The 24,444-nt window shown below is 38.7% G+C and carries 19 protein-coding genes; 10 read left to right on the top strand and 9 right to left on the bottom strand.

From position 1 onward, the window contains the following. The first annotated feature begins 25 nt into the window (after window positions 1-25). From EA341_RS09400 to argH, 9 genes are all read left to right on the top strand, one after another. The gene (locus tag EA341_RS09400) at window positions 26-1,285 is read left to right on the top strand and encodes an aminotransferase class V-fold PLP-dependent enzyme (RefSeq protein WP_293013346.1); all 1,260 of its coding nucleotides are present in this window, start codon (window positions 26-28) and stop codon (window positions 1,283-1,285) included. A 416-nt stretch (window positions 1,286-1,701) separates the two neighbouring features. Further along, entirely contained in the window at window positions 1,702-2,379 is a 678-nt protein-coding gene (locus EA341_RS09395) for a GNAT family N-acetyltransferase (protein ID WP_293013344.1), read from the top strand. 130 nt (window positions 2,380-2,509) lie between these two features. Continuing rightward, window positions 2,510-3,706 carry an argininosuccinate synthase gene (gene argG / locus EA341_RS09390; protein ID WP_293013342.1) on the top strand — a complete coding sequence of 399 codons (1,197 nt, stop codon included), beginning with the start codon at window positions 2,510-2,512 and terminating at the stop codon, window positions 3,704-3,706. Beyond that, complete coding sequence (gene argC / locus EA341_RS09385; protein WP_293013339.1) at window positions 3,696-4,661, top strand: N-acetyl-gamma-glutamyl-phosphate reductase; 966 nt, start codon at window positions 3,696-3,698, stop codon at window positions 4,659-4,661. The genes argG and argC overlap by 11 nt, the downstream gene beginning before the upstream one ends. A gap of 8 nt (window positions 4,662-4,669) precedes the next feature. After that, a complete protein-coding gene (locus EA341_RS09380) occupies window positions 4,670-5,800 on the top strand; it encodes an aminotransferase class III-fold pyridoxal phosphate-dependent enzyme (RefSeq protein ID WP_293013336.1) in 1,131 nt (376 codons plus the stop codon). 35 nt (window positions 5,801-5,835) lie between these two features. Further along, on the top strand, window positions 5,836-6,780 hold the full coding sequence (locus EA341_RS09375; RefSeq protein ID WP_293013334.1) for an acetylornithine carbamoyltransferase: 945 nt from the start codon (window positions 5,836-5,838) through the stop codon (window positions 6,778-6,780). A 47-nt stretch (window positions 6,781-6,827) separates the two neighbouring features. After that, window positions 6,828-7,628 (top strand): acetylglutamate kinase, encoded by an 801-nt coding sequence (gene argB / locus EA341_RS09370; RefSeq protein WP_293013331.1) that lies wholly within the window; start codon window positions 6,828-6,830, stop codon window positions 7,626-7,628. A 25-nt stretch (window positions 7,629-7,653) separates the two neighbouring features. Continuing rightward, window positions 7,654-8,742, top strand: coding sequence for a M20 family metallo-hydrolase (locus EA341_RS09365; protein ID WP_293013329.1), 1,089 nt, complete (start codon window positions 7,654-7,656; stop codon window positions 8,740-8,742). A gap of 168 nt (window positions 8,743-8,910) precedes the next feature. Next, the gene (gene argH / locus EA341_RS09360) at window positions 8,911-10,248 is read left to right on the top strand and encodes an argininosuccinate lyase (protein WP_293013327.1); all 1,338 of its coding nucleotides are present in this window, start codon (window positions 8,911-8,913) and stop codon (window positions 10,246-10,248) included. A gap of 52 nt (window positions 10,249-10,300) precedes the next feature. Here argH and EA341_RS09355 read toward each other — a convergent pair whose 3' ends face one another. Continuing rightward, entirely contained in the window at window positions 10,301-11,971 is a 1,671-nt protein-coding gene (locus EA341_RS09355; RefSeq protein ID WP_293013325.1) for a hypothetical protein, read from the bottom strand. Between the two features lie 98 nt (window positions 11,972-12,069). Next, a complete protein-coding gene (locus EA341_RS09350; protein ID WP_293013322.1) occupies window positions 12,070-12,588 on the bottom strand; it encodes a DinB family protein in 519 nt (172 codons plus the stop codon). A 68-nt stretch (window positions 12,589-12,656) separates the two neighbouring features. Between EA341_RS09350 and EA341_RS09345 the strand changes: the two genes are divergently transcribed. After that, window positions 12,657-14,003, top strand: a complete 1,347-nt coding sequence (locus tag EA341_RS09345; RefSeq protein ID WP_293013320.1) for a M28 family metallopeptidase — start codon at window positions 12,657-12,659, stop codon at window positions 14,001-14,003. 68 nt (window positions 14,004-14,071) lie between these two features. Here EA341_RS09345 and EA341_RS09340 read toward each other — a convergent pair whose 3' ends face one another. From EA341_RS09340 to EA341_RS09310, 7 genes are all read right to left on the bottom strand, one after another. Next, window positions 14,072-15,817: a sodium:solute symporter gene (locus EA341_RS09340; RefSeq protein WP_293013317.1), complete on the bottom strand. Its 1,746-nt coding sequence runs from the start codon at window positions 15,815-15,817 to the stop codon at window positions 14,072-14,074. A gap of 87 nt (window positions 15,818-15,904) precedes the next feature. After that, window positions 15,905-18,367 (bottom strand): PIG-L family deacetylase, encoded by a 2,463-nt coding sequence (locus tag EA341_RS09335; protein ID WP_293013315.1) that lies wholly within the window; start codon window positions 18,365-18,367, stop codon window positions 15,905-15,907. A gap of 138 nt (window positions 18,368-18,505) precedes the next feature. Beyond that, complete coding sequence (locus EA341_RS09330; RefSeq protein ID WP_293013313.1) at window positions 18,506-19,720, bottom strand: tetratricopeptide repeat protein; 1,215 nt, start codon at window positions 19,718-19,720, stop codon at window positions 18,506-18,508. A 42-nt stretch (window positions 19,721-19,762) separates the two neighbouring features. Further along, the gene (gyrA, locus tag EA341_RS09325) at window positions 19,763-22,288 is read right to left on the bottom strand and encodes a DNA gyrase subunit A (protein ID WP_293013311.1); all 2,526 of its coding nucleotides are present in this window, start codon (window positions 22,286-22,288) and stop codon (window positions 19,763-19,765) included. Window positions 22,289-22,377: 89 nt separating this feature from the next. Further along, window positions 22,378-23,364 (bottom strand): hypothetical protein, encoded by a 987-nt coding sequence (locus EA341_RS09320; protein ID WP_293013309.1) that lies wholly within the window; start codon window positions 23,362-23,364, stop codon window positions 22,378-22,380. A 101-nt stretch (window positions 23,365-23,465) separates the two neighbouring features. Next, window positions 23,466-23,972 (bottom strand): hypothetical protein, encoded by a 507-nt coding sequence (locus EA341_RS09315; protein WP_293013307.1) that lies wholly within the window; start codon window positions 23,970-23,972, stop codon window positions 23,466-23,468. Window positions 23,973-24,131: 159 nt separating this feature from the next. Further along, window positions 24,132-24,444 (bottom strand): ribulose-phosphate 3-epimerase (locus EA341_RS09310; protein ID WP_367127165.1); only part of this gene is annotated, 313 nt, incomplete at its 5' end.

Genomic DNA, 24,444 nt, shown 5'->3' with positions numbered 1-24,444 from the left:
AAATTGAAGGAAAATACAATTCGTCATGAATAAACGGACTTTCTTAAAAAACTTGGCTCTAAGTGGCATCGCATCAACAGCTTCATTCCAGCTTTTAGCCAAAACAATTGATGCCTACGCTGATATTCCAGCAGTTGATTTGGCAAGCGATGAAGATTTTTGGATGAAAATAAGGGAAGGCTACCGTCTCAAACCGGATTATATCAATTTGGAAAATGGCTATTATTGTTTTGTCCCACAGCAAACATTGGAGAATTACATCAAACATATAAAGGAAATAAATTATCAAGGTTCTTATTATTTCAGGACAGTTCAATGGGAAAACAAAGACAAAATGGTCAGCAAATTGGCTAAGCATTTTGGAGGAAGTCCTGAAGAAGTTGCTATAACCAGAAATGCTACTGAATCCTTAGACATTATTATCTCTGGTTTTCCTTGGGAAAAAGGAGACGAAGCGATATATGCCGCTCAGGATTATGGAAGTATAAAAAATATGTTTGAGTTAACCTCCAGACGTCATGGTACAGTCAACAGGATAGTGAATATCCCAAATCATCCAGAATCCGACGAAGAAATCGTAAAAATTTATGAAAATGCCATCAGACCTAACACCAAATTAATTATGGTTTCCCATATGATCAACATCACCGGACAAATCTTACCGGTGAAGAAAATCATAGATATGGCCCATTCCCATGGTGTAGAAGTGATGCTGGACGGGGCGCATTGCATTGCACATTTTGATTTCAAAATAGACGAGACTGGCTGTGACTATTACGCATGCAGCCTACATAAGTGGCTCAGCGTACCCTTAGGTGCTGGCTTGCTATACGTCAAAAAAGATAAAATATCAAAAATATGGCCTATGATGGCGCCCTATGAACTTGATCAACTGACTGTCAAAAACATAAGTCACATTGGAACGCAACCGGTGGCCACCATTCTCGCAATCAATGATGCCTTGGATTATTATGATATGGTTGGTGCTCAAAGAAAAGAGGCAAGATTGCGCTATTTACAAACTTACTGGACTGAACAAGTCAGGGGTATTCCGGGAATCAATGTCAATACACCAAAAGACCCTGCTCGCGCCTGTGGAATCGCTAACGTAGGGTTAGACAAGCTCAATCCTTTAGAATTAGCGGATACATTAATGGATCGTTTTGGAATTTATACAGTAGGAATTGATAATTTTGGCGTTCATGGCTGCCGGATCACTCCCAATATTTATACAACTACCAGGGAACTTGATTTATTTGTCAATGCTTTAAAGACTCTTGCTTAAACACTTGATTTTTGATGTCGTACTGAATTTTCATTCTGCAAATATGCCTATCTATTGAAAAAATTCTTCGGAAAATCGCAAAAACATGTAGATTCTTTACCGTTTAATGAATTTATTTGGAATAAATGAAATGATTGTTTGCATTTTATTCCAATCCTTACAAGATTTGTGAGCGTATAGAAACGTAAGAATGATAACCCTTTCCAACATAGCGCCATTTTCTTTGAGAGCAAGCTCTGCTTTTGCTATGTCATTTTTGGCTCCACTGAGGAGGTTTAGGAACAGCTTTAGGGCTTAGTCCCTCTTTATTTCAAGGCGCCCTACGTGGGAGGCCTACAATAGCACATTCGAATCACTTACTTCTCTTAAACCAAAAGGCCGCCGAGCCTAAAATTCAATTCTTCTGATTGGAAAAAATGGAAAACTATTCCTTTATAATAAAACCTGCTACGGAACAGCATATCAAATATGCCGAAACCATCACTGAAGAGATGGCTGAATCTGCCAAAGCCCGAGGAACCGGTATAGCTAAGAGGTCTCCAGAATACATTAAAATGAAAATGCAGGAAGGTAAGGCAGTAATCGCACTTACCAACTCAGGAGAGTGGGCTGGATTCTGTTATATTGAAGCTTGGGGTCATGGAAAATTTGTAGCCAATTCCGGACTGATCGTAGCTCCCAAATTCAGAAAATTTGGCTTGGCAACGCAAATCAAAAGTGAAATATTCAAATTGAGCCAGACAAAATTTCCGGATTCAAAAATATTTGGACTTACTACCGGGCCTGCAGTTATGAAAATCAATTCTGAACTGGGCTATATACCTGTTTCTTATCAGGACTTGACTGATGACGAGGAGTTTTGGAAGGGTTGCAACAGTTGTGTTAATGTGGAGATTTTGAAAAGTAAAAGCCGTTCAAATTGCCTTTGTACAGCCATGTTGTATGACCCTAACAAAAAGCCAAAGAAACAAGAACTTGCCTTACGGAATGATTTCAAAAAGAACATCAGGTTGTTTGAAAGGTGGACAAGGTTAAAGAAATACATCTTATTAAATATCAAAAAGACTAAAAACAAAACCTTAAATTTATTTTAAACCAGCTTTTTACCCGTCATTAGATTGAAGAGATGAAATAAATCCTAACTGCCAAGAAGTAAGCAAAGGGAAATATTTCAGACACTGAATTCAGGATAGCTAATGGCCAATCAAGAGAAATTATAATCATATGAAAAAAATAGTATTAGCATACAGCGGAGGATTGGATACAACTTTTTGTGCACTTCATTTATCCAAAGATCTTGGATACGAAGTACATGCGGTACTGATCAACACAGGAGGATTTTCAAAGGAGGAGTTAAACGAAGTTGAAAACAGGGCAAATACGCTGGGGATCGCTTCTTTTACAATTTTGGATGTCACCACGACCTATTATGATGAAGTTATCAAATATTTGGTATTTGGTAACGTATTAAAAAACCAGACATACCCCCTATCTGTAAGTGCTGAACGAATACTACAAGCAAAAACGCTAGCAGAATATGCTAAAAAAGTCGGTGCGAAATCCATAGCCCACGGGAGTACTGGGGCAGGAAATGATCAAGTACGTTTTGATATGATTTTCCAAACAATCGTTCCGGACATAGAGATCATTACCCCTATTCGCGACCTCAAACTTAGCCGCGAAGAGGAGATTGAGTACCTCAAAAAACATGGAGTTTCCATGAATTTTGACAAAGCAAAGTATTCCATCAATAAGGGTATTTGGGGTACATCGGTGGGAGGAAAAGAAACCTTAACCTCTGATCAGACACTTCCAGAGGAAGCTTGGCCTACTCAGGTCAGTAAATCAGAAGCGGAGGAAATCAGTATTGGTTTTGAAAAAGGCGAAGTGACCAGTGTAAATGGTAAAGCTTATTCAAATCCAGTAGATGCTATTCTTAAAATTCAGGAATTGGCAGCACCTTTTGGTATTGGAAGAGATATACACGTTGGAGATACTATTATTGGCATCAAAGGGCGTGTAGGGTTTGAAGCAGCTTCACCCATTATCATAATCAAGGCTCATCAATTACTTGAGAAGCATACCTTGACAAAGTGGCAAACATTTTGGAAAAATCAGATGGCTGAGTTCTATGGCAATCACCTTCATGAGGGACATTACTTAGACCCAATAATGAGAAATCTAGAGGCATTTTTAAGCAGCACACAAGAATATGTTTCAGGAACTGTAAAGGTTATGCTCCATCCTTACAGATTTCAATTGATAGGTATAAATTCTGAACATGATCTGATGGCTTCTAAGTTTGGCAGCTATGGCGAAATGAATAAGGGTTATACAGCCGAAGATGTTAAAGGATTTACCCGAATTCTCGGAAACCAAACTGCAATTTTCCACCAAGTGAACAAACAGGATGAAAATTAGAACCGCTATCATTGGTGCAGCAGGGTACACAGGGGGAGAACTCTTAAGACTTCTTGTCCACCACCCCAATTGCGAATTGGTTTATGTACACAGCAATAGCCAAAAAGGTAAAAAAGTAACCCAAAGTCATCCTGATCTTTTGGGGGATACTGATCTTGTTTTTACAAATGAAGTACAAACAGAAGGAATCGATGCTGTTTTTCTGGGCTTACCTCATGGTCAGACCAAAGGGTTTTTGGAAAAACACGACTTTAATCCCGATACAATCATCATCGATTTAAGTACAGACTTCAGAGATGAAAGTAATGGTTTTGTTTACGGACTTCCTGAAGTCAACAAAGACAAAATCAAACTTGCCAAAAAAATTGCGAACCCAGGTTGCTTTGCAACAGGCATTCAATTGGCATTAGCACCTGCTATTTCAAAAGGATGGGTAAAAGACAATATTCATGTTTCAGGAATTACAGGAAGTACGGGTGCGGGAAAAGGGTTATCTGAGACTAGTCATTTTAGCTATAGACTTTCTAACATATCAGTTTATAAGCTTTTCACCCATCAGCACCTAAAAGAAATCAAGCAGACTTTTTCCCAACTCAAAGAAGATTTCAATAAGGATTTACTCTTTGTTCCATATCGGGGTAATTTTTCGAGGGGTATTTGGATTACAGCTTATTTTCCTTTTGCCGGACAAGCTGAAGAAGCTATAAAAGCTTACAAGGAATTTTATAAAGATGCACCTTTTGCTTTGGTTTCGGAGAATGAAATAGATCTCAAGCAGGCCGTTAATACAAACAAATGCCTGATCTATGTACAAAAAGAAAAAGATCAATTGGTGATATATAGTGCCATCGATAACTTACTGAAGGGTGCTTCCGGTCAGGCAGTACAAAACTTCAATCTGGCTTTTGACTTGGACGAAAAAACGGGGTTAAATCTTAAAAGTATAGCATTCTAAATACGGTAATGAATTTATTTGATGTATATCCATTGATCGATGTCACTCCTGTCCGGGCTGCAGGCGCTACAATATGGGATGAACAAGGCAATACCTACCTTGATCTTTATGGAGGTCATGCGGTTATTTCTATTGGTCATAGTAATCCCCATTTCAACAAAAGAATCAAGGACCAGTTGGATCATTTAGCCTTTTATTCCAATTCTGTCAAAATCCCCCTTCAAAAAGAGTTGTCTAATAAACTGGGGGACCTTTCTTGCCTTCACGATTATCAGCTTTTTCTTTGCAACTCAGGTGCTGAAGCAAATGAAAATGCGCTAAAACTTGCATCATTTGCCACAGGCAAGTCAGGGTTCATCAGTTTTTCAGGTGCTTTTCATGGCCGAACTTCCGGAGCTGTAGTACTCACTGACAACCCAAAAATTATTGCTCCAAGCAACCAACGAGAGGATGTATACATTTTACCTTTCGGTGATAGCATTGCTGTGGAGAAGCAATTAAAAGAAGGCAATATTGCCGGAATCATTATCGAAGGCATACAGGGAGTAGGCGGAATTCATATGCCCTCTTCAGACTTTCTTAAAGAGCTTGAAAGACTCTGCAAGTCCTATGGAGTAAAACTCATACTTGATGAAGTCCAATCCGGATACGGTAGGACGGGAAGATTCTTTGCCCATCAATGGGTAGATGGTCTAACGCCTGATCTCATCACCATGGCAAAAGGAATGGGTAACGGATTCCCCATAGGGGGAGTTCTTATTCACCCATCCATCAAATCCTCCTATGGCCTTTTAGGAACTACTTTTGGTGGTAACCATTTGGCTTGCGCTGCGGGATTAGGAGTTTTGGAAGTTATTGAAAAGGACAAACTTATGGATCATGCATCCAAGATGGGGGAATTTCTGATTCATGGTCTCAGCCAAATACCAGGAATATCAGACATTCGTGGAAAAGGTCTGATGATAGGTATAGATTTAGACAGAGAAGCTGGACCAGTCCGTTCTGAATTAGTCAAGAAATACAGAATATTTACGGGGTCAGCAGCAGGAAAACACACCATTCGTTTGCTACCTCCTTTAAATATTAAAATGAATGAACTATCTTCGTTTTTGGATAGTTTAAAGAAAATATTGAATTGAGCCTCTTAATCAGAGACGGAAATCAACAAAAATCAATGAAGCATTTTACAAAATTTGAATCTAAAACATTAGCCGATACACTTATTGAGAAGGCTTTGTATTATAAAGCAAACCCCAGAGTAGACAAAGCGCTGGGCGAAGGCAAGAGAATAGGTTGTATTTTTCTCAACCCTTCTCTGCGAACGCGAGCAAGCACACAAATTGCAGCCATAAACTTAGGCATGGAACCTATTGTCATGAATATGGACAAGGAAGGTTGGGCACTTGAGATGCATGAAGGAGCTGTGATGAACAAAGGAACTGTAGAACACGTCAAAGACGCGGCAGCAGTGCTTGGCACTTATTTTGATATTTTAGCCATAAGAGCATTTCCAAGTTTGACCAATAAAAATGAAGACTTAGCAGATTTCACTTTTAATCAATTTGTGAAGTATGCGGGCGTTCCGGTTATCAGTTTGGAAAGTGCCATAAGGCATCCACTTCAAAGTCTTGCAGATATGGTGACCATACAGGAAAACTGGAATGGAGATAAAAAGCCTAAAGTTGTTTTGACTTGGGCACCTCACATCAAAGCCATTCCCCATGCTGTAGCCAACTCATTTTCCGAATGGTCATTGGGATGCGGTCATGATTTGACCATTACACATCCTGTGGGATATGAGCTCGATGAAAGTTTTACTCATGGAGCTACTGTAGAAATGAACCAGCAAAAAGCATTGGAAGGTGCTGATTTTGTATATGTCAAAAACTGGTCTGCCTTCAATGATTATGGGAAAATCATAAATACAGATCCTTCTTGGATGTTAACTGAGGAACATTTTAAATCTGCAGGACAAGCCAAAGTAATGCATTGCTTGCCAGTAAGAAGAAATGTAGAGCTTTCAGATGAAATCCTGGATGGCAAAAGAAGTCTCGTGCAAGAACAGGCTAAAAACAGAATTTATGCGGCTCAATCAGTAATATCACACATTTTGGGTTGACATAAAATTGCTCAACAGAAATCTCAAACCACTAATACCTACCAACCATGAATGTAAGCATAATCAAGATAGGAGGAAATGTCATAGACTTTCCTGAAAAACTCGATGAGTTTTTATACCTTTTTTCACAATTCCCAGGAAAAAAAATACTTGTACATGGAGGAGGCGTTATGGCTTCTAAATTTGGTGAAAGCATGGGAGTAATGCCTCAAATGATCGACGGTCGGAGAATTACCGATAAAGATACTTTGGAAATAGTGACAATGGTATATGCAGGCTTGATCAATAAGCAGATTGTAGCCAAACTTCAAGGCTTGGATCAAAACGCAATGGGAATGACCGGCGCAGATGGTAACTTGATCAAATCACATAAAAGACCGGTTAAAACTATCGATTATGGCTATGTCGGAGATATTGATGATGTCAATACCGATCTTTTACAAAACCTCTTAGAGGATGATATTATCCCTGTAGTCTGTGCAATTACCCATGATAAAAAAGGACAGCTGCTCAACACCAACGCAGATAGCATAGCATCAGAAATGGCCACATCCTTGTCTAAAAAAATGAAGGTTGATCTTTATTTCTGCTTCAATAAATCCGGAGTCTTGATAGATGAAAAGAATGATTCCTCCATCATTCCATTGATCAATGAAGATATTTATAGAGAACTCAGAAAGGAAAATGTAATTCATTCAGGCATGATTCCAAAATTGGACAATGCTTTTGCTGCCCTTAATAAAGGAGTCAACCATGTTTGGATTGGCAAAGCCGAAAATCTGCTTTTAGCCTCAAAGGGAAAAGTTTCCGGTACCAATATAGAAACCCACAAATACGATCTTTATTGATCATCATTAATCACTAAAGCCAGAAATGGAAAACCCAAGTGAGGAGTTACAATCCCTCTATATACAGTCTAAGAACTTACTGACCAAACTGATTGCAACTCCATCTTTTAGTAAAGGTGAAGAAGAAACAGCTGATCTCATAGAAGATTTTCTTTCCTCTAAAGGATTTGCATGCAACAGAGATGGAAACAATGTATGGGCCTATCCTAAGGATTTTGACCCTAGTAAACCATCGGTTCTACTAAATTCTCACCATGACACCGTTAAGCCAAATGAGGGTTACACCAAAGACCCATTCACACCTGAGATAACAGAAGGCAAACTTTATGGGCTAGGCTCCAATGATGCTGGAGGATGCTTGGTAAGTCTGATAGCTACTTTCTGTCACTTTTATAACAGACCACTACCCTTCAATTTGATTTTAGCTGCATCCGCAGAAGAAGAAATTTCAGGAAAAAATGGAATTGAGAGTATTTTAAATGAACTTCCCGAGTTTGAACTGGCTATCGTAGGTGAACCTACACTCATGCAACTGGCCGTGGCAGAGAAAGGACTGATGGTCATAGATGCTAAAATCAGAGGAAAAGCAGGACATGCGGCTAGGGATGAAGGTGAAAATGCACTTTACCTGGCACTTGATGACCTATTACAAATCAGAAATTTCCAATTTAAAAAAATATCCCCTTTTCTTGGCCAAAGTAAAGTTTCAGCCACCGTTATTCAAGCTGGCACACAGCATAACGTGGTCCCAGATATATGTACTTTTACCTTGGATGTGAGGGTCACTGACAGCTATACACTGGAAGAGGCTTTGAAAGAGCTTAAGACCTGCCTTAAGGCTGAGTTGATTCCAAGATCATTGAGGCTCAATTCCTCAAAAGTTCCAGATGGCCACCCTATACTCAGAGTGGCAGAAAAACTTGGTTTGGTGCAATACGGAAGCCCTACCCTCTCCGATCAGGCATTGATTCCTTACCCGTCAGTAAAGATTGGTCCCGGAGATTCTGCAAGATCTCATACAGCCGATGAGTACATTTATTTGGATGAAATCAAGACAGGAATAGAAGGGTATATTCGTTTGATTGAAGCCTATGCTGAATCCAAAAAACTATAATAAGTCCACTGAAGAATCCCTTACAGAAATGAAAAATTATTCTTCTTACCATAACTCTATTCATATTTATACCAAAGCCTTTTATCCTGATAGGTTAAAAATATCGAATCACCTATTTGACAAGCTTTAACAGTAAGTTAAAAAAATCAAACCTTTAAATACAATCCAATGAAACTTTGGCAAAAAGATAAAGACTCCCTTAAAGAAGTAGAAAGATTTACCATAGGCAGAGATCCTGAATTTGACATCATCTTAGCTCCCTTTGACGTGCTGGGTTCAATGGCTCATGCCATGATGCTCAAAGAAATCAATTTACTCACTGAAGAGGAGCTGAACCTATTGTTACAGGGTTTGAGAGAAATTTATTTTGAAATCGAAAAAGGCGAATTTGCCATTGCCGAAGGCGTAGAGGATGTACATTCTCAGGTTGAATTTTTACTGACTCAGCGCCATGGTGATGTTGGAAAAAAATTACACAGCGGACGGTCCAGAAATGACCAGGTTTTGGTGGATCTTAAATTATTTTACCGTTCTGCAATCCGGGATATTGTAGAAGCCTCTCAAGAATTATTTGACTTACTTATCAGGCTTTCAGAAAAGCATAAAAATGATTTAATGCCAGGCTATACCCATACCCAATTGGCCATGCCCTCCTCTTTTGGACTTTGGTTTGGATCATTTGCGGAAAGTTTGGCTGAGGATATGGACCTATTGCAAGCTGCCTACAAGTTATCCAATAAGAACCCACTCGGATCAGCAGCCGGTTACGGATCTTCATTTCCTCTGAACAGGACACTAACTACTGAATTATTGGGTTTTGAGGACTTACATCACAATGTTATCAATGCGCAAAATAGCAGGGGAAAAACTGAAAGAAATCTCGCATTTGCCATTTCAGGTCTTGCGGGTACATTGAACAAATTGGCTGCGGATGTGTGCATTTTTATGAACCAGCATTTTGGTTTTATTTCCTTCCCAGATGAGCTCACGACAGGAAGTAGTATTATGCCTCACAAAAAAAATCCTGATATTTTTGAACTGATACGAGGGAAAACCAATCAACTTCAATCCTTGCCAGGACAGGTCAACTTATTACTGACCAACCTCACAACAGGTTACCACAGAGACCTCCAGTTATTGAAAGAACCTATTTTCCCTGGAATAACATCATTGTTGGACTGTATTGACATAAGCATATTTGCACTTAAAGAAATTAAAGTCAGAAAAAACATTTTGCAGGATCCATTTTACAAACATGTTTTCAGTGTTGAAGTAGTCAATGAAATGGTACTGCAGGGCATGCCATTCAGAGATGCTTACAAAAAAATAGGGCTAGATATTGAAAAGGATGATTTCCAACCGAATCAATCACAGGTCAACCATACACACGAAGGCAGTATAGGGAATTTATGTACAGAAGAAATAAAGTCTAAAATGGATAAATCCGTTAGGGGTTTTGACTTTGAAAAAACTACATCTAGCCTTATAAAACTGATTCAAGGTTAAAACACGGAAAAAAAGCGTCCTTAATTTCATATAAAGGACGCTTTTTCTGTTTTTACTTAAAAATCTTTTCAAGAATCTTATATGTTATCAAATATGTCGGTTTTACACCATCCATACCCAGTGCACCGGATGCCAAAGTACTACCCGTTTCCAGCGGATTATCTGAAGCATAATAAGCATAAAGAACCTTGACATTTTTTCTGATACTCTGTCGGATAAGACTTTCTGATTGAATAGCTTTCTGGTAATGTGCACCTTCCATCTCCAGTCCTATGGCTTTCCAGGATGAATCCATCAGGTAATTCAATACATCTTTATTTTGGAGACTGGTTCCCAAAACAGTAAACATTGTTCCTTGGCAAACACCTAAATCAAAACCTTCAAAATCCTTCTTGGTAAGTTCATTTTTAAAAGGATAATTGTCAGCTGTTCCTTCAAACACATGACTATCCGGTATCATAATATCACCTTTTTTACCTGTCAAAATCCCTGCTTTACCCATAATGGAGCATGATAATACATCCAGTGGATAGGTTTTACCATCTTCAGCTTCGTAAGGCTTAAGCAATTCATCAAAGCACTCATAAGCCTGTTCACCGAAGGCATAATCCATCACCAAAATCACAGGTTTTTTCTTTTCATCTTTGGGAATGGCAATCCCTTCCAATATTGTCCCTTCGGACATGGCAGCTGTATCAATCAATTGAACATGTATGTTTGTTCCAGATTCATCATTGACCTCTATAAATCCATTAGCCTTTGCGTATGCCAGAATATCCTTTGATTTGTTATTCTTAGCATTTACGCTGATATCCATGGCCACTTTTTCAATCTCCTCAAAACTTTTCAGGCCCAAAGCCTGATGGCCGTAAATGGTATTGACAAAACTGTGGAGATTAGCTGAAACAATATGGATTGGCCTTTCCAGCAATTTGTTTTCATAGAGTACAGATTTGATTTTATTGGCCCAAAGTTCTCCATATACGTGATGTCCCACCCGCATTCTCAAAGTAGCAGAGAAAGAAATCTCCCTGTCCAGACCTTCATTGCTTTCTTTCATTGCCAGGTTACCCAAGTGGTATACTATCCTGAAAAGACTATTGGCATGTGGTGAATTCTCGAATTTCAAAACTGCATCATGTGTTTCATCAAAAGTCCTGCCTATAACATGACTGAGATAAGAACAGGCAACCTCCCTATCGATCTCCTCTCCATTCTCTTCCTTTTCTACAATTTTGCCCAGCATCTCCCAATTCAGCCCTATTCTCCCTTTGGCATCAGCACCATTGTTTTTGATTTTTTCAGACTCAACATACAAAAAAGTCAAGTGGGTAAGAATATCGTAGATGTCCGATCTTCCCCTGGTCATTTCTACATACATCTGATCTTGATCTACCCTGTAGCAACTTCTCCTCCTTTTTGCTGGAATGATAGGCTGGAAGGTAGAGTTTTCATACCCTTCCCTACTGATCAATCGAATATATCGACATTCTTCAATTCCTCTGGGTAATCGCTCCATCACATAAAGCAAACCTTCCAATTCAATTTTTTCATCTTGTGCCAACAACCCGTAGATCTCTGGACTTAACACTAAAAGTGAATCCACTAACGATTCTCCTGAAACTCCCATAGGCTTGTAAGACCCTCTCATAAAGAGGTGCCTCATAGTAATGTAAAGCTTTTCGATCGCCGCTCTGGACTCCTGTGCTCTAGTTCTTTTCATAATATTTAAAATTTTTGTAATAGATAAATTCTACAAAACTAATACATTTTTCCCTTTAAAACATAAAAATGCCTTCCAAAAGAGGCTTTGTGATAAAATTACAAGTACCTTTCTCGGAGTATATTCAGGTGATGAATTGTATGTCCTGCAATAATATACATCAATCCCCGAACAGATACAGTTGAATTATTGGCATTCCCTAGCAATGGAAAAGCTTCTTCCGGGAAATTTTTAAACATTGATACAAGTGCATATCTATTCATTTCAAACTCTTCCACCAACCTCGTCAAATCAATATTATTAAATTTTCCTTTTAGCACATAATCGTCCTGATCAAATCCGGGCAATAATTGTGCTTCACCTCTTGCAATGCACATTGCCCTATAAGCCATAACCCTATCTGTATCTGTCACATGTCCCAATACTTCCTTGGCAGACCATTTTCCTTCTGCGTAAGGTATATTGCTTCTTTCTTCTCCCATTTTCTCATAAAATTGCCTAAGTTCTTCTATTTGACCCAACAGCAATTTGAAAATATCCTCTTTTTTGACCTGGTCAATATATTTTTTATAGTAAGGCGCAAACTCGCCTTCTTTCGGTAACATATTTTCATTCATGTAATATTGGTTTTAAATGTATGTACATACAGGTAAATTTAAAGATTCACCATTGTATAAAGTCAAAAATGAAAAGAATTTTATTCATAATCACCCTATTCAGTATTCAATCACTGTATTCCCAAACCATTATACATAGAGATGCTGCCATTGAGCAAATGGTATCGGAGGTTTCAGCGGATAACCTCGAACAATATGTCAGGAATTTGGCTGCATTCAAAACCCGTCATACCCTATCCGCAGATGCTGATGATAAGGGAATTTTCGCTTCCCAAAAATATGTTCTCAGCCTGTTCAAGTCATTTGAGGCGGATGCTGGAGGCAGATTGAGTTCAGAAATTGATCGCTTTATCATCGAAGCAGATGGAAGAAGAATTCAGACCGATTCAGAACTAGGTAATATAATGGCGACCTTAAAAGGTACTGATCCGAATGATGATAGGATATTCCTCATTTCAGCACATATTGACAGTCGGGCTTTGGATGTAATGGATACTGAAATTGATGCTCCCGGTGCAAATGACGATGGTTCAGGTGTAGCTGCAGTCATTGAGCTAGCTAGAATCATGTCCAAAAAATCTTTTCCAGCGACCATCATTTTCGTAATAGTTTCCGGAGAAGAACAAGGATTGAAAGGTGCAGCATACCTAGCTGAGAAAGCAAAAAAAGAAAACTGGAATCTTGTGGCCATGCTAAACAATGACATGCTTGGCAACAGTCATTCTTCCCAAACCAATATCAATGACAATACCAGAGTCCGGATTTTTTCCGAGGGAGTCCCTATGGCCGAAACAGAACAAATGACAGCTATAAGGAGGTACACCAATGCTGAAAATGACTCCAAGTCAAGGCAATTGGCCCGCTACATGAAAGAAGTGGGAGAAAGGTATGTTGACCAGTTGGAAGTAAAACTCATTTATAGAAACGACCGGTTTCTAAGAGGTGGAGACCATACTCCTTTTGCAAGAGAAGGTTTTACTGCCATAAGGGTAACTGAAATGAACGAGAATTACTACTACCAACATGAAAACGTTAGGGTTGAAGATGGGCAGCAATACGGAGATCTACCTGAATTTGTAGATTATGAGTATATCAGAAAAAATGCAGCAATGAATCTGGCTTCCCTAGCATCCTTGGCCTCAGCTCCCTCAGAACCCCAAATGGTAGGTATTGATGTACGAAGGCTCAGCAATACCAGTACATTGAGATGGGATGCTCCAGCAATCGGAAAGGCTAAAGGTTACTATGTTTTGATGAGAGAAACAGATAGCTCTATGTGGGAGAAAAAATTCTACACTGAAGATATGGAATTGACGATCCCCTATTCAAAGGACAATTACTTTTTTGCTGTACAGGCAGTTGGAGAAAACGGACATGAAAGTATGGCGATATTTCCACAGCCAATTACGAGATAAATAGTTTTAAAAACCAAGAATAAAAAAGCAGACCTCCCGGTCTGCTTTTTTATTCTCTTTTAATTAAACTAATCAGAATCGTCTTTATCCAAAGCTTCACTTTCACGTATTTTCCCAGGTAAAATGGGTTGAATCAAAGCTGAAAACAACATCACCAATAAACAGCCTATGGCATTGTACCATAGAAACCCTATATCAATAGGAATTCCCATTAATGAGCCTCCATTGTTGAAATGGATCAAAAGGATCATGGCCTCTGCAATAAATGCAGCTATAAATACTGCATGCCCCCTCACCCACTTCATGTAAAAACCCACTATAAAAATTCCAAGGATAGTACCATAGAATAGGGATCCAAGTAGGTTAACCGCCTGTATTAAGTTTTCAAATAAAGAGGCGTAAGTGGCAAAAAGAATGGCAAACACACCCCAAAATGCTGTAAGTAATTTCGAAGAAACCAAATAATGGTGTTGACTCTTGTTCTTAACCAGCGACCTTTTATAAATATCGATCAAAGAAGTAGAGCCTAATGCGTTCAGTTCAGAAGCTGTAGATGACATTGCTGCCGAGAATATCACAGCAAACAACAGTCCTACTACCCCTTTGGGTAAATAATCCATAACAAAGCGCATAAAAACATAATCGGTATCCCTGGTTTCAGCATCAGGATTATTTTTAACCATCAAAGATTTCACTTCTGACCGTACCTGCTCTTGTCTGGCGGCATGTTGGTTTATTCTTTCACGGGCACTTTCCACTGCAGATTCTTCATTATTCTCTACAGCTTGAAGTAGCCCCATGATTTCTTGATTTTTCTCTTGAAAAGAAGCTGTAAACTCCTCTTGTAATAGCATAAAATCTTGCTTGTATTCACTGTTTTCAAGTGCTTCCACCTGAACCTTATTAAAAACGACGGGAGGTTGGAAGAATTGGTAAAACACAAAAACCATAACACCAATGAAAAGGATAACGAACTGCATCGGAACTTTCAATAATCCGTTCATCATCAAACCCATGCGGCTTTGTGTGAGTGAGCTTCCAGTAAGGTAACGTTGCACTTGGGATTGATCTGTCCCAAAATAAGAAAGGAAAAGAAACAGCGCAGCAGTCATCCCTGACCAGAAATTATATCTGTCAGAAAGATTCAATTCAAAATTGACAATGTTAAGCTTATCCATTTTGCCTGCCACATGCAAAGCATCAGAGAATTTTACAGGAAGCATCTGAATAACCAGTATTCCTGCTAGGATCATACCCCCCATCATCACTGCCATTTGTTGCTTTTGGGTAATTGAAACCGCTTTGGTACCGCCAGATACGGTATAAATAATGACCAATACTCCAATAAAGATATTGGTAAACGTAAGATTCCAACCCAGTAAAGTGGACAGTATAATGGCTGGAGCATAAATGGTGATCCCTGCAGCCAAACCCCGTTGTGTCAAAAACAAAAGCGCTGCCAAGGTTCTGGTTTTTAAATCAAACCTGTTTTCTAAAAATTCATAGGCTGTATATACTTTCAGTTTGTAATAAATAGGCAAAAAAGTAACTGACAGTATGATCATCGCCAGTGGAAGACCGAAATAAAACTGGATAAAGCGCATACCGTCTTCATATGCTTGCCCAGGAGTACTTAAAAAAGTAATTGCAGAAGCTTGGGTAGCCATAATAGACAAACCAATAGTCCACCAATTCATGTTGCCTTTCCCACGGATGTAACTTTCCATATCCATGGCTCCGTAAGTCTTGTAGACTCCGTATCCAACTATTGCAATCAAGGTCCCAAAAAGAACAATCCAGTCTATTGAACTCATGAAAAGTGGTTTTGAAGCCAGTAAAACAATATCACCAATACCCCTAACGTGAGCATCAATGTTATATACCAGTTTTTCCAGTTAATATTATTTTTCACCGGCTTGCTCTATTAGATTAATAAACATCTTAACAGCACCAGGAACTCCTGCAGGCAATTGCCTAAACCAAGAAATACCAGAATATGTGTAAGTTCCTTTTCCATACTTGGTATGTATCAAAGAGCCTTTTGTAGCTTCTTCGCCTGGGTCTTGCATAATCAGCGGTGTTGAATAGCTTTTATCCCAATCAGTGACAAAATACAACCCTCTTTCCTGAACCCAGCCATCAAAATCCCTCTCTTGAATCTGATTTGGGTGGCTTAGTAAAGGATGCGAAAAATCAGCTTCCACCTTTGACCCTTCTACAGTTACCCTATCTCTGGAAATATTAAATGGGAAAGGACCCAACTCCCTAGTGAGAAGTGGTGAGGCTGTATTGTACTGAACAATCATGTTCCCTCCATCTTGCACAAACCGCATCATTTTATCAACATTATTTGCAAGATCCTGATTGACATTGAATGCCCGAATACCAATAATAACTGTTTGAAACTCTTTAAGTCTTTCGGCAGTAAAATCACTCCCATCAAAAGTGCTGACTTGATACCCCAAACTTCTCAAAATATCAGGCATATCATCACCCGCACCTGGAACATATCCGACCTTTTGACCAGAAATTTTCAAATCCATCTTGACTAGGTTTAAATCAGTATGGGTAAAATAAGTAAGGTTGGGAATATGATTGTAGATAATCCTTTTTGTATCCTGATTAAAGACTCTTCCGTCACCGGTTTGGTACCTTACCTGAACTGTCTTTTTTTCCGAATCCGAATCCTTGAATTGGACAATATAAGAAAGCTGTTTCCTGCGTTCATCTACTTCAGGCTCCATTACCTCATATTGATTATGGTCTAAACCAAGAACCTCAAGTTTGCCGGGCAGGATCCTATCTCTAAAAGATACCATGACATTAAGTTTATCATCTGCTCCAGGGATTAAAAACAGGTTGTTTTTATCCAAATTGACGTTGACCTCAGGCACTAACGTAAATGGTTGCTTAATTTCTCCATCTACCTGATCGTTGTATTTGAATTCCAAGGGTAATTGTATGCTGATTGAATAGCCGGAAATTTCCATATCAACCATACCATATACATTGGGACCATTAACTGGCGGGCCAATTTTCTTTTGCTCATTGATACCGAACAGGCTATTTTCAAGAGGGTTCTCCAACCAAAAAGGCTGAGAAACAGGATAATCTTTCGGAATGAAAATCTCCATAGATTTTCTAATTGGTTCGTTTCCTTTGGCTTCAGCATTCAGGTCTTCTGAAAAAATATCAGTTCTGAATGTTTTCAATTGAATGGGAAAGGATGATGGATTATTGAAAACAAACTCCACATTGAGTTTTTCTCCCGGATAACCTATTTCTTTTTTTATAATGAATTCTGATTTTACTCCAAGCAGGCTCAACATCAACTCATCTAAAACCTTCTTCTTTTCTTTGAACCAATTGGCTTGACTTTCTTCTGACTCAAGAAGCATCTTTACTTCAAGCAGGTTTTCCAGATTTAATTCCGGTTCAAGAAAATCAAATTCTTTAATTGCTTTCTGTATAGCATTAGAAATAGCTTGACCTTGATTAAGCTGTAACCACCTATTTTCGATTCCATCAAACGGATCTTTTTCGAAAGATTCACCATCAATCATTTCTATAAAATCGGTGGCATTCCCAACTTGAGCTGTAGAACCAAACCCTTGTGATTTATGCATGGTACGGCTGTTAGCCGCTATTTGTGAGTAAGAGTTTCCCAAAAAAGGATTAAGACCTCCTACTTCAAACTGGTGATAGGTTTTACCTTCTTCAGGTTCATATTGTCCGCCCCATTGGTAAGCATTCCAGAAAATCCTTTTGGTCTGCCAGGGTTTTGTATAAGTCAATTGCTCTGGGAAGACATTCGGATCAGCAGCTTTGGAAAAAGCCTCAACTGATAAAATGGCAGAGGTGGTATGGTGTCCGTGAGTTGTACCAGGGACAGTATTGAATCTATTGATAATGATATCTGGCTGATAATTCCTGATGATCCATACCACATCAGAAAGAAGTTTTTCCCTATCCCAATTGTTAAAAGTTTCATCTGGGTTTTTACTGAATCCAAAATCCAATGCTCTAGAGAAAAATTGTCTGCCACCATCGGTTTCCCTGGCTTTCAAAAGCTCATTTGTTCTGATCATTCCCAACTCTATCCCCAATTCCTTTCCTATCAGGTTTTGACCACCATCACCTCTTGTCAAGGAAAGGTAAGCAACTTGGGCATTTTCTGCATTAGCCAAATACGCAATCAAACGCGTATTTTCATCATCTGGATGAGCGGCAATGTATAGCACTCTTTTAGTTTCTTCGAAACGTAAAAGCTCGTGATACAATACTGAAGATGGGGAATACTGGGCAAAAACTTGGGTGATAAACAAAGAAAATATGCCTAGCAGCAAGTATTTTGGATTTTTCATAATCTAACAATTTGTGCAAAATGTAAAAGAAGCTTAGGACAAAAAAAACTAATTTTTTACCAAAGGGTTTGGTAACTTATAAACATAAAAAAAGCTATCCGAGTGTTCGGATAGCTTTTTATAGAATACTGGATAGAATTATCTGTCCATCCAATCAGGTCCATAAATACTGATCAATTTTTGATTGTATTTTTCAGCCTCTTCTGTATTTTTCAGTCTTGAGTGAATCTGGAACAAAAGCTCTAGTGCCTCAGCAGAAGCTTCACCTTCTCTTATTTCAGTAGCTCTGGTAAAGTAAGGAACTGCTTTGGCATATAAACCATCTGCTTCTTCACCCATTTCCGGAGCTTTTTCTTCCCACTCATCATCAGAAAGGTTATTTATTTCAGCAATAATTTTTCTTGCTCTTTCCAACAAGATTGCTCCTGCATAGAAATTACCTTCAAAGAATTCTTCATCTGCTTCTACTGATTTTTGATACTGGGCGAAAGCACCATCCAAATCTCCTGATTGCTCAAGAAGGTATCCATATCTCAGAAGTAATCCAGGATTTTCAGGATCCGATGCCAATGCTTTTTGTACAGATTCTAAAGCTTCATCCATTTTCTCCATCTGAAGTAACAGCTGGATTTCAAACTCCGCTAGTGTTTTATCTTCTGGATAATCTTCACGTCCTCTAACTACATAATTGTAGGCAGCTTCTGGATCTTGATCCTCTCCACTGGCAATTTGGACTAAGAAATAATAAGTGTTCAGTTTGTCATAGTCCTCAATATCAAGCAACCTGTTGAAGTGCATTTTAGCCTCTTCAGTTTTACCCAGATCGTTTGCTAGAAATCCTGCATTGAAGTTTGATGTAGTATCAGTAGGATCAATTTCGGAAACTAAAGCAAACATTTCGTAGGACATCTCAAAATCATCTTCCTCATAAGCCATGATAGCTTTGTTGAAAGCCGAAAATTTGAGCGTGTTTAGGTTCCAAGGTCTAAGGTTCTCAGGAAGTTCAGGAGAATCATCTTTATGAACTTCTTTACCGATTTTACTCGTTTTGTCTCCACCTTCCATTTCCATTACCTTTTGGAAATTTGCAAATGCATCTTTTCCAAGTGAAACTGTGGAAGCAGTAATATCCTCTTCCATTTCAAACATCTTAGTTTGAGTTTTGGCTTTGGTCAATAAAACTGCAGGTTCATCCTTGGTATCAGGATGCTGCAAAGCTTCCTCTACATCAGTCAGTGCCTCTTCAAGATTACCTTTCTTGAAGTTTCTTTCTGCTGATCTTGCTACTTTCTTTTGGGCAAAAGCCATTGTGGTAAAAACCGCTAATGCCAGTGTTAAGACTAACTTTTTCATTTTGATCTTTTTGCTAATTGAATGGTTCTAAATAGATTCTGTTTATTCTTCTCCCTCATCATTGGGAGTTTCTGGTGATTCTAAATTATCCTGAGCGTCAAGAGCTTCATCAATGACTTCATCTTCTCTTTCGATTTTCTCTACTGAGGAGATCTGGTCATTCTCACTAAGTTTGATTAACCTGACACCTTGCGTTGCCCTACCCATAATTCTTAGATTTGCAACTGGAGTTCTTATGGTAATTCCAGACTTATTGATGATCATCAAATCATCAGAGTCTACAACTTCTTTTATAGCTACCAAATTACCTGTTTTTTCGGTAACATTCATGGCTTTGACGCCTTTACCTCCTCTATTGGTAATTCTGTACTCATCAAGCGGTGATCGTTTACCGTAACCATTTTCTGATACTACAAGAAGGTTTGCATCCTCTCTAGCTGCACATACCATGCCAACGACTTCGTCTTTAACATCACTTAACTTTATTGCTTTTACCCCTGTAGCTGTCCTCCCCATAGGTCTAACTGTGGACTCATGGAAGTGTATTGCCCTACCTGATTTAGCCGCAATTATTATGTGTGAATCACCGTTGGTCATATCAACCCTAAGAAGTTGGTCGTCCTCACGGATATTAAGTGCTATGATACCATTTGATCTTGGCCGGGAATATTGCTCCAAGGTCGTTTTTTTGATAATTCCTTGCTTGGTAACCATAACAAGGAAGTGGTTATTGATGTAGTCTTCATCATTCAAGTCAGCTACCTGTATGATGGACCTTATTTTGTCTTCCGCTTCAATATTGATCAGGTTTTGTATGGGTCTACCCTTTGAAGTCTTGGAACCCTCTGGAATTGCATATGTTTTCAACCAGAAAAGCTTACCATGATCTGTGAAAATCAATAGGTAATTATGTGTGGAGGCTGTAAATAGGTATTCTGTCCAGTCATCTTCTTTCGTACTAACACCTTTTGAGCCTACTCCTCCTCTACCCTGAGTCCTGTATTCTGCCAAAAGTGTACGTTTCACATAACCCTGATGAGACACTGTGATAATTACCTCTTCATTCGGAATCATATCCTCATAGCTGAAGTCCTCGGCATTATGTTCAATTACCGTTCTTCTAGGGTCAGCATATTTATCTTTGATTTCAATCAGTTCATCTTTGATGATCTGCATTCTTCTCTCTTCGTTACCAAGGATATCTTTCAAGTCTTCAATCAAAGCCATTATTTCTTTGTATTCCTCCTGAATCTTCTCCCTCTCCATTCCTGTTAGACGCTGAAGCCTCATGTCAAGAATAGCTCTAGCCTGTATTTCACTCAGGCTGAATTTCTCAATTAATCCATTTCTGGCTGTTTCAGGGTCTCTTGAACTTCTGATCAAAGCAATCACTTCATCAAGATTATCAAGAGCTATCAAATACCCTTCTAGTATATGAGCTCTTTTTTCTGCCTCTCTAAGTTCATATTCAGTACGCCTGATTACCACTTCATGTCTATGATTGACATAATGGAAAATCATATCCTTTAGGTTAAGCGTCTGGGGTCTCCCTTTTACCAAAGCTACATTATTCACAGAAAATGAAGTCTGTAGCTGAGTTTGTTTGTAAAGGTTATTGAGTATTACGTTAGGTATAGCATCTCTTTTAAGTTCATAAACTACCCTCATACCCTGCCTATCGGATTCGTCTCTGATCGCAGATATTCCATCAATCTTTTTCTCATTGATCAATTGGGCGGTTTTTTCAACCATGCTTGCCTTATTGACCAAATAAGGAATTTCTGTAATGACAATGGCTTCTTTGCCAGTAGCCTTAGTTTCTACCTCAGCCCTACCACGGACAACAACCCTTCCTCTTCCAGTTTCAAACGCCGCTTTCACGCCGTTATATCCATATATAATACCTCCTGTAGGAAAGTCAGGAGCTATTATAAACTCCATCAATTCCGCAATAGTAATATCTCTATTGTCTATGAATGCAATAATACCATCCACTACTTCACCTAGGTTGTGTGGTGCCATATTCGTGGCCATACCCACCGCAATACCTGAGGCTCCATTAAGTAGCAATGCTGGAATCTTAGCAGGCAATACAACTGGCTCTTTTAGGGAGTCGTCAAAGTTCAACTGAAAATCTACTGTTTCCTTATTGATATCAATCAACAGCTCCTCTGCAATTCTCTTTAGTCTGGCTTCAGTATAACGCATTGCTGCGGGATTATCTCCATCCACCGAACCAAAGTTGCCCTGGCCATCTACAAGCGGATACCTCAAAGACCATGGTTGCGCCATACGAACCATAGTTTCATATACTGCGGAATCACCATGTGGGTGGTACTTACCAAGTACTTCCCCTACTATTCTAGCTGATTTCTTGTAAGGTTTGTTGTGCAACACCCCTAACTCTTGCATTCCAAAAAGTATTCGTCTGTGTACTGGCTTAAGGCCGTCTCTTACATCTGGAAGTGCTCTGGAAACAATAACCGACATCGAATAATCGATGTAAGCACCACGCATTTCATCCTCAATATTAATGGGTATAATGTTCTCGTTTTCTCGTTGCGCCATATTTTTATTAGTGCTCAATAAGCTGGCAAGTTAATAAAAAGAATACGGTTTTGAAATAGATTATTTGGTCAATGAAGGTATCAAAAAAATCAATTGCCGTACCATTGTCCAACCTTTCTATTTTGAAATCTGAAGATAGAGCTACCCCGGTATTCAACCCCTTCGTGTAAGTGCTTCATAACCACACCACAACCCGGAACTTTACACCTTTTTGTGCCTGGAAGGCTTATAGATAAGCCAACTTGAGCTACATAAAGGGTCTGTTGGAGATTTTGAAACTCATTTAAACTTTCTGATTGAAAAATAAAATCTCTAAACTCAGCACCTGCTTTTACAAATAATCTTGCGTGTTCTGAAAAATCTCTTTCTATTCTCAAGGCGACCCCATAATACGAACGGTCACCGGTTAATATTCTTTCATCAAGGTTTTGCCTAAGAATAAGGTTTCCAAATTCTCCTTCTGCGATAAATCTCCATGGGTAATTTTGTCTGATCCTTTGATTTTTCTCACCCTGCATATAAATATTTTGGGAAGCATATTTCCTGTACCTCCAGTTCAAAAACTTAGCCCTCTTTCTGGCATCATACAAAACTAAGCCCACTGTCCCATAAAATTTATCAAAAGTGTACCTTTCCCTCTCATACAATAAGCGATAATTATCTCCTACAGGAGAAGAAGCCTGACCGAACTCCCTTCCGTATCCACCACCAATTGTCAGCGTATTGAAAAGATTCAACCTAATGCCTAAATTCATTGGGAAAGCATAATTTCCTGATGTCAATCTTATAGTGTCCTCAGAAGTCAGCTCTCTTGGTGCGTCTAAATTCCGATATTGGCCAATGGGGTATTGGGATGGTATTTCTGAATTGAAATTCAACAACTGGTTATGATAAGCACCTCCACCCGAAAATTCAACGCTGAACATACTGACGATATTCCTTGCTACGTTTCCGAGTTCATTATTTGACTTTCTGCTTGGCCTGGCTTTAGTATCAATTCCAAAAATGTCTTCTTGGCCAAAAACAAGTACGCAACTTGATAAAAATAGGGAAACTACAAGGGTAAATTTTTTCATGCTGATTTTTTAACGCTCTTTAAAGTAAAAACTATACATCCACAAAAACAAAATGGCTGCCAAATTTGACAGCCATTTGTTATTTAGTATAGAAAATGAGATCAATCGGTAACATCATCACCTTCTTCTTCACCTTCATTTTCTTTTATTTCAGCAATTAAATTATCTATTTGTTCTTTAACTGATGGATCAGCACTCATGGCTCTTCTTACTTTATTATAAGTAGCAGCTCCAAGTACTTCAGCATCCATAATTAGACCAGTCATATATTCTTTTACCTCATCACCGATAGAATCTATGTATTCTTGGATTTCGGCAAAGGCTTCTTTCTCTTCCTCGGTAGCCTCAATCTCCGCAAGTTTTTCTTCATCACCCCATGCAGCTTTCAACTCATTGTATCTAGCACCACCACCTAGAGTTTCATTTTCCTTAATCATGGTCTCCATGGTAGATTGCTTTTCCTGAATGTAATTTTGAACTTTCACCTCCATGGACGCATACTTCATCATTTCTTCTTCAGTTACCTCGTCTTCACTCTCTTCTTGAGCAAAGGTCTGCACACTGAAAGCCCCAAACATTAGAAGCGCTAAAAGGAATAATCTTTTCATTGTAATAATTGGTTTTAAATTGATAATGTGAATCTTGATTAATTTACAATAAAGCATTAAAATTGCACTTCCACAAGAAAGACGATAATTTTAAAGCTTTAATTTTTGTTAAATGGCAAATAAATAGCGTTGAAGGAAATATTTCTATCGCACTGATTTCTAGATGCTTTTAAGTTCTTTTATGGTCGAAATAGGATTTTCAGCACTAAACACAAAGCTTCCAGCCACTAAAATATCTGCTCCTGCTTCCATCAGTTTGAGTGCATTTTGCTGATTTACCCCACCATCGATTTCTATTTGGGTTTTTGCTCCTTTCCTATTGATCAAGGACTTGAGCTTTCTTACTTTATCATAAGTATTTTCAATAAATTTTTGCCCACCAAAACCAGGATTGACAGACATCACACACACCAAGTCTATATCTGCAATGACATCGTCCAAGAGATCTATACTTGTATGAGGATTGATAGCT

Origin of the sequence: Mongoliibacter sp. (assembly GCF_007692705.1) — a bacterium.
Lineage (GTDB): Bacteria > Bacteroidota > Bacteroidia > Cytophagales > Cyclobacteriaceae > Mongoliibacter.
This window is presented reverse-complemented; position numbering and strand designations above follow the sequence as displayed.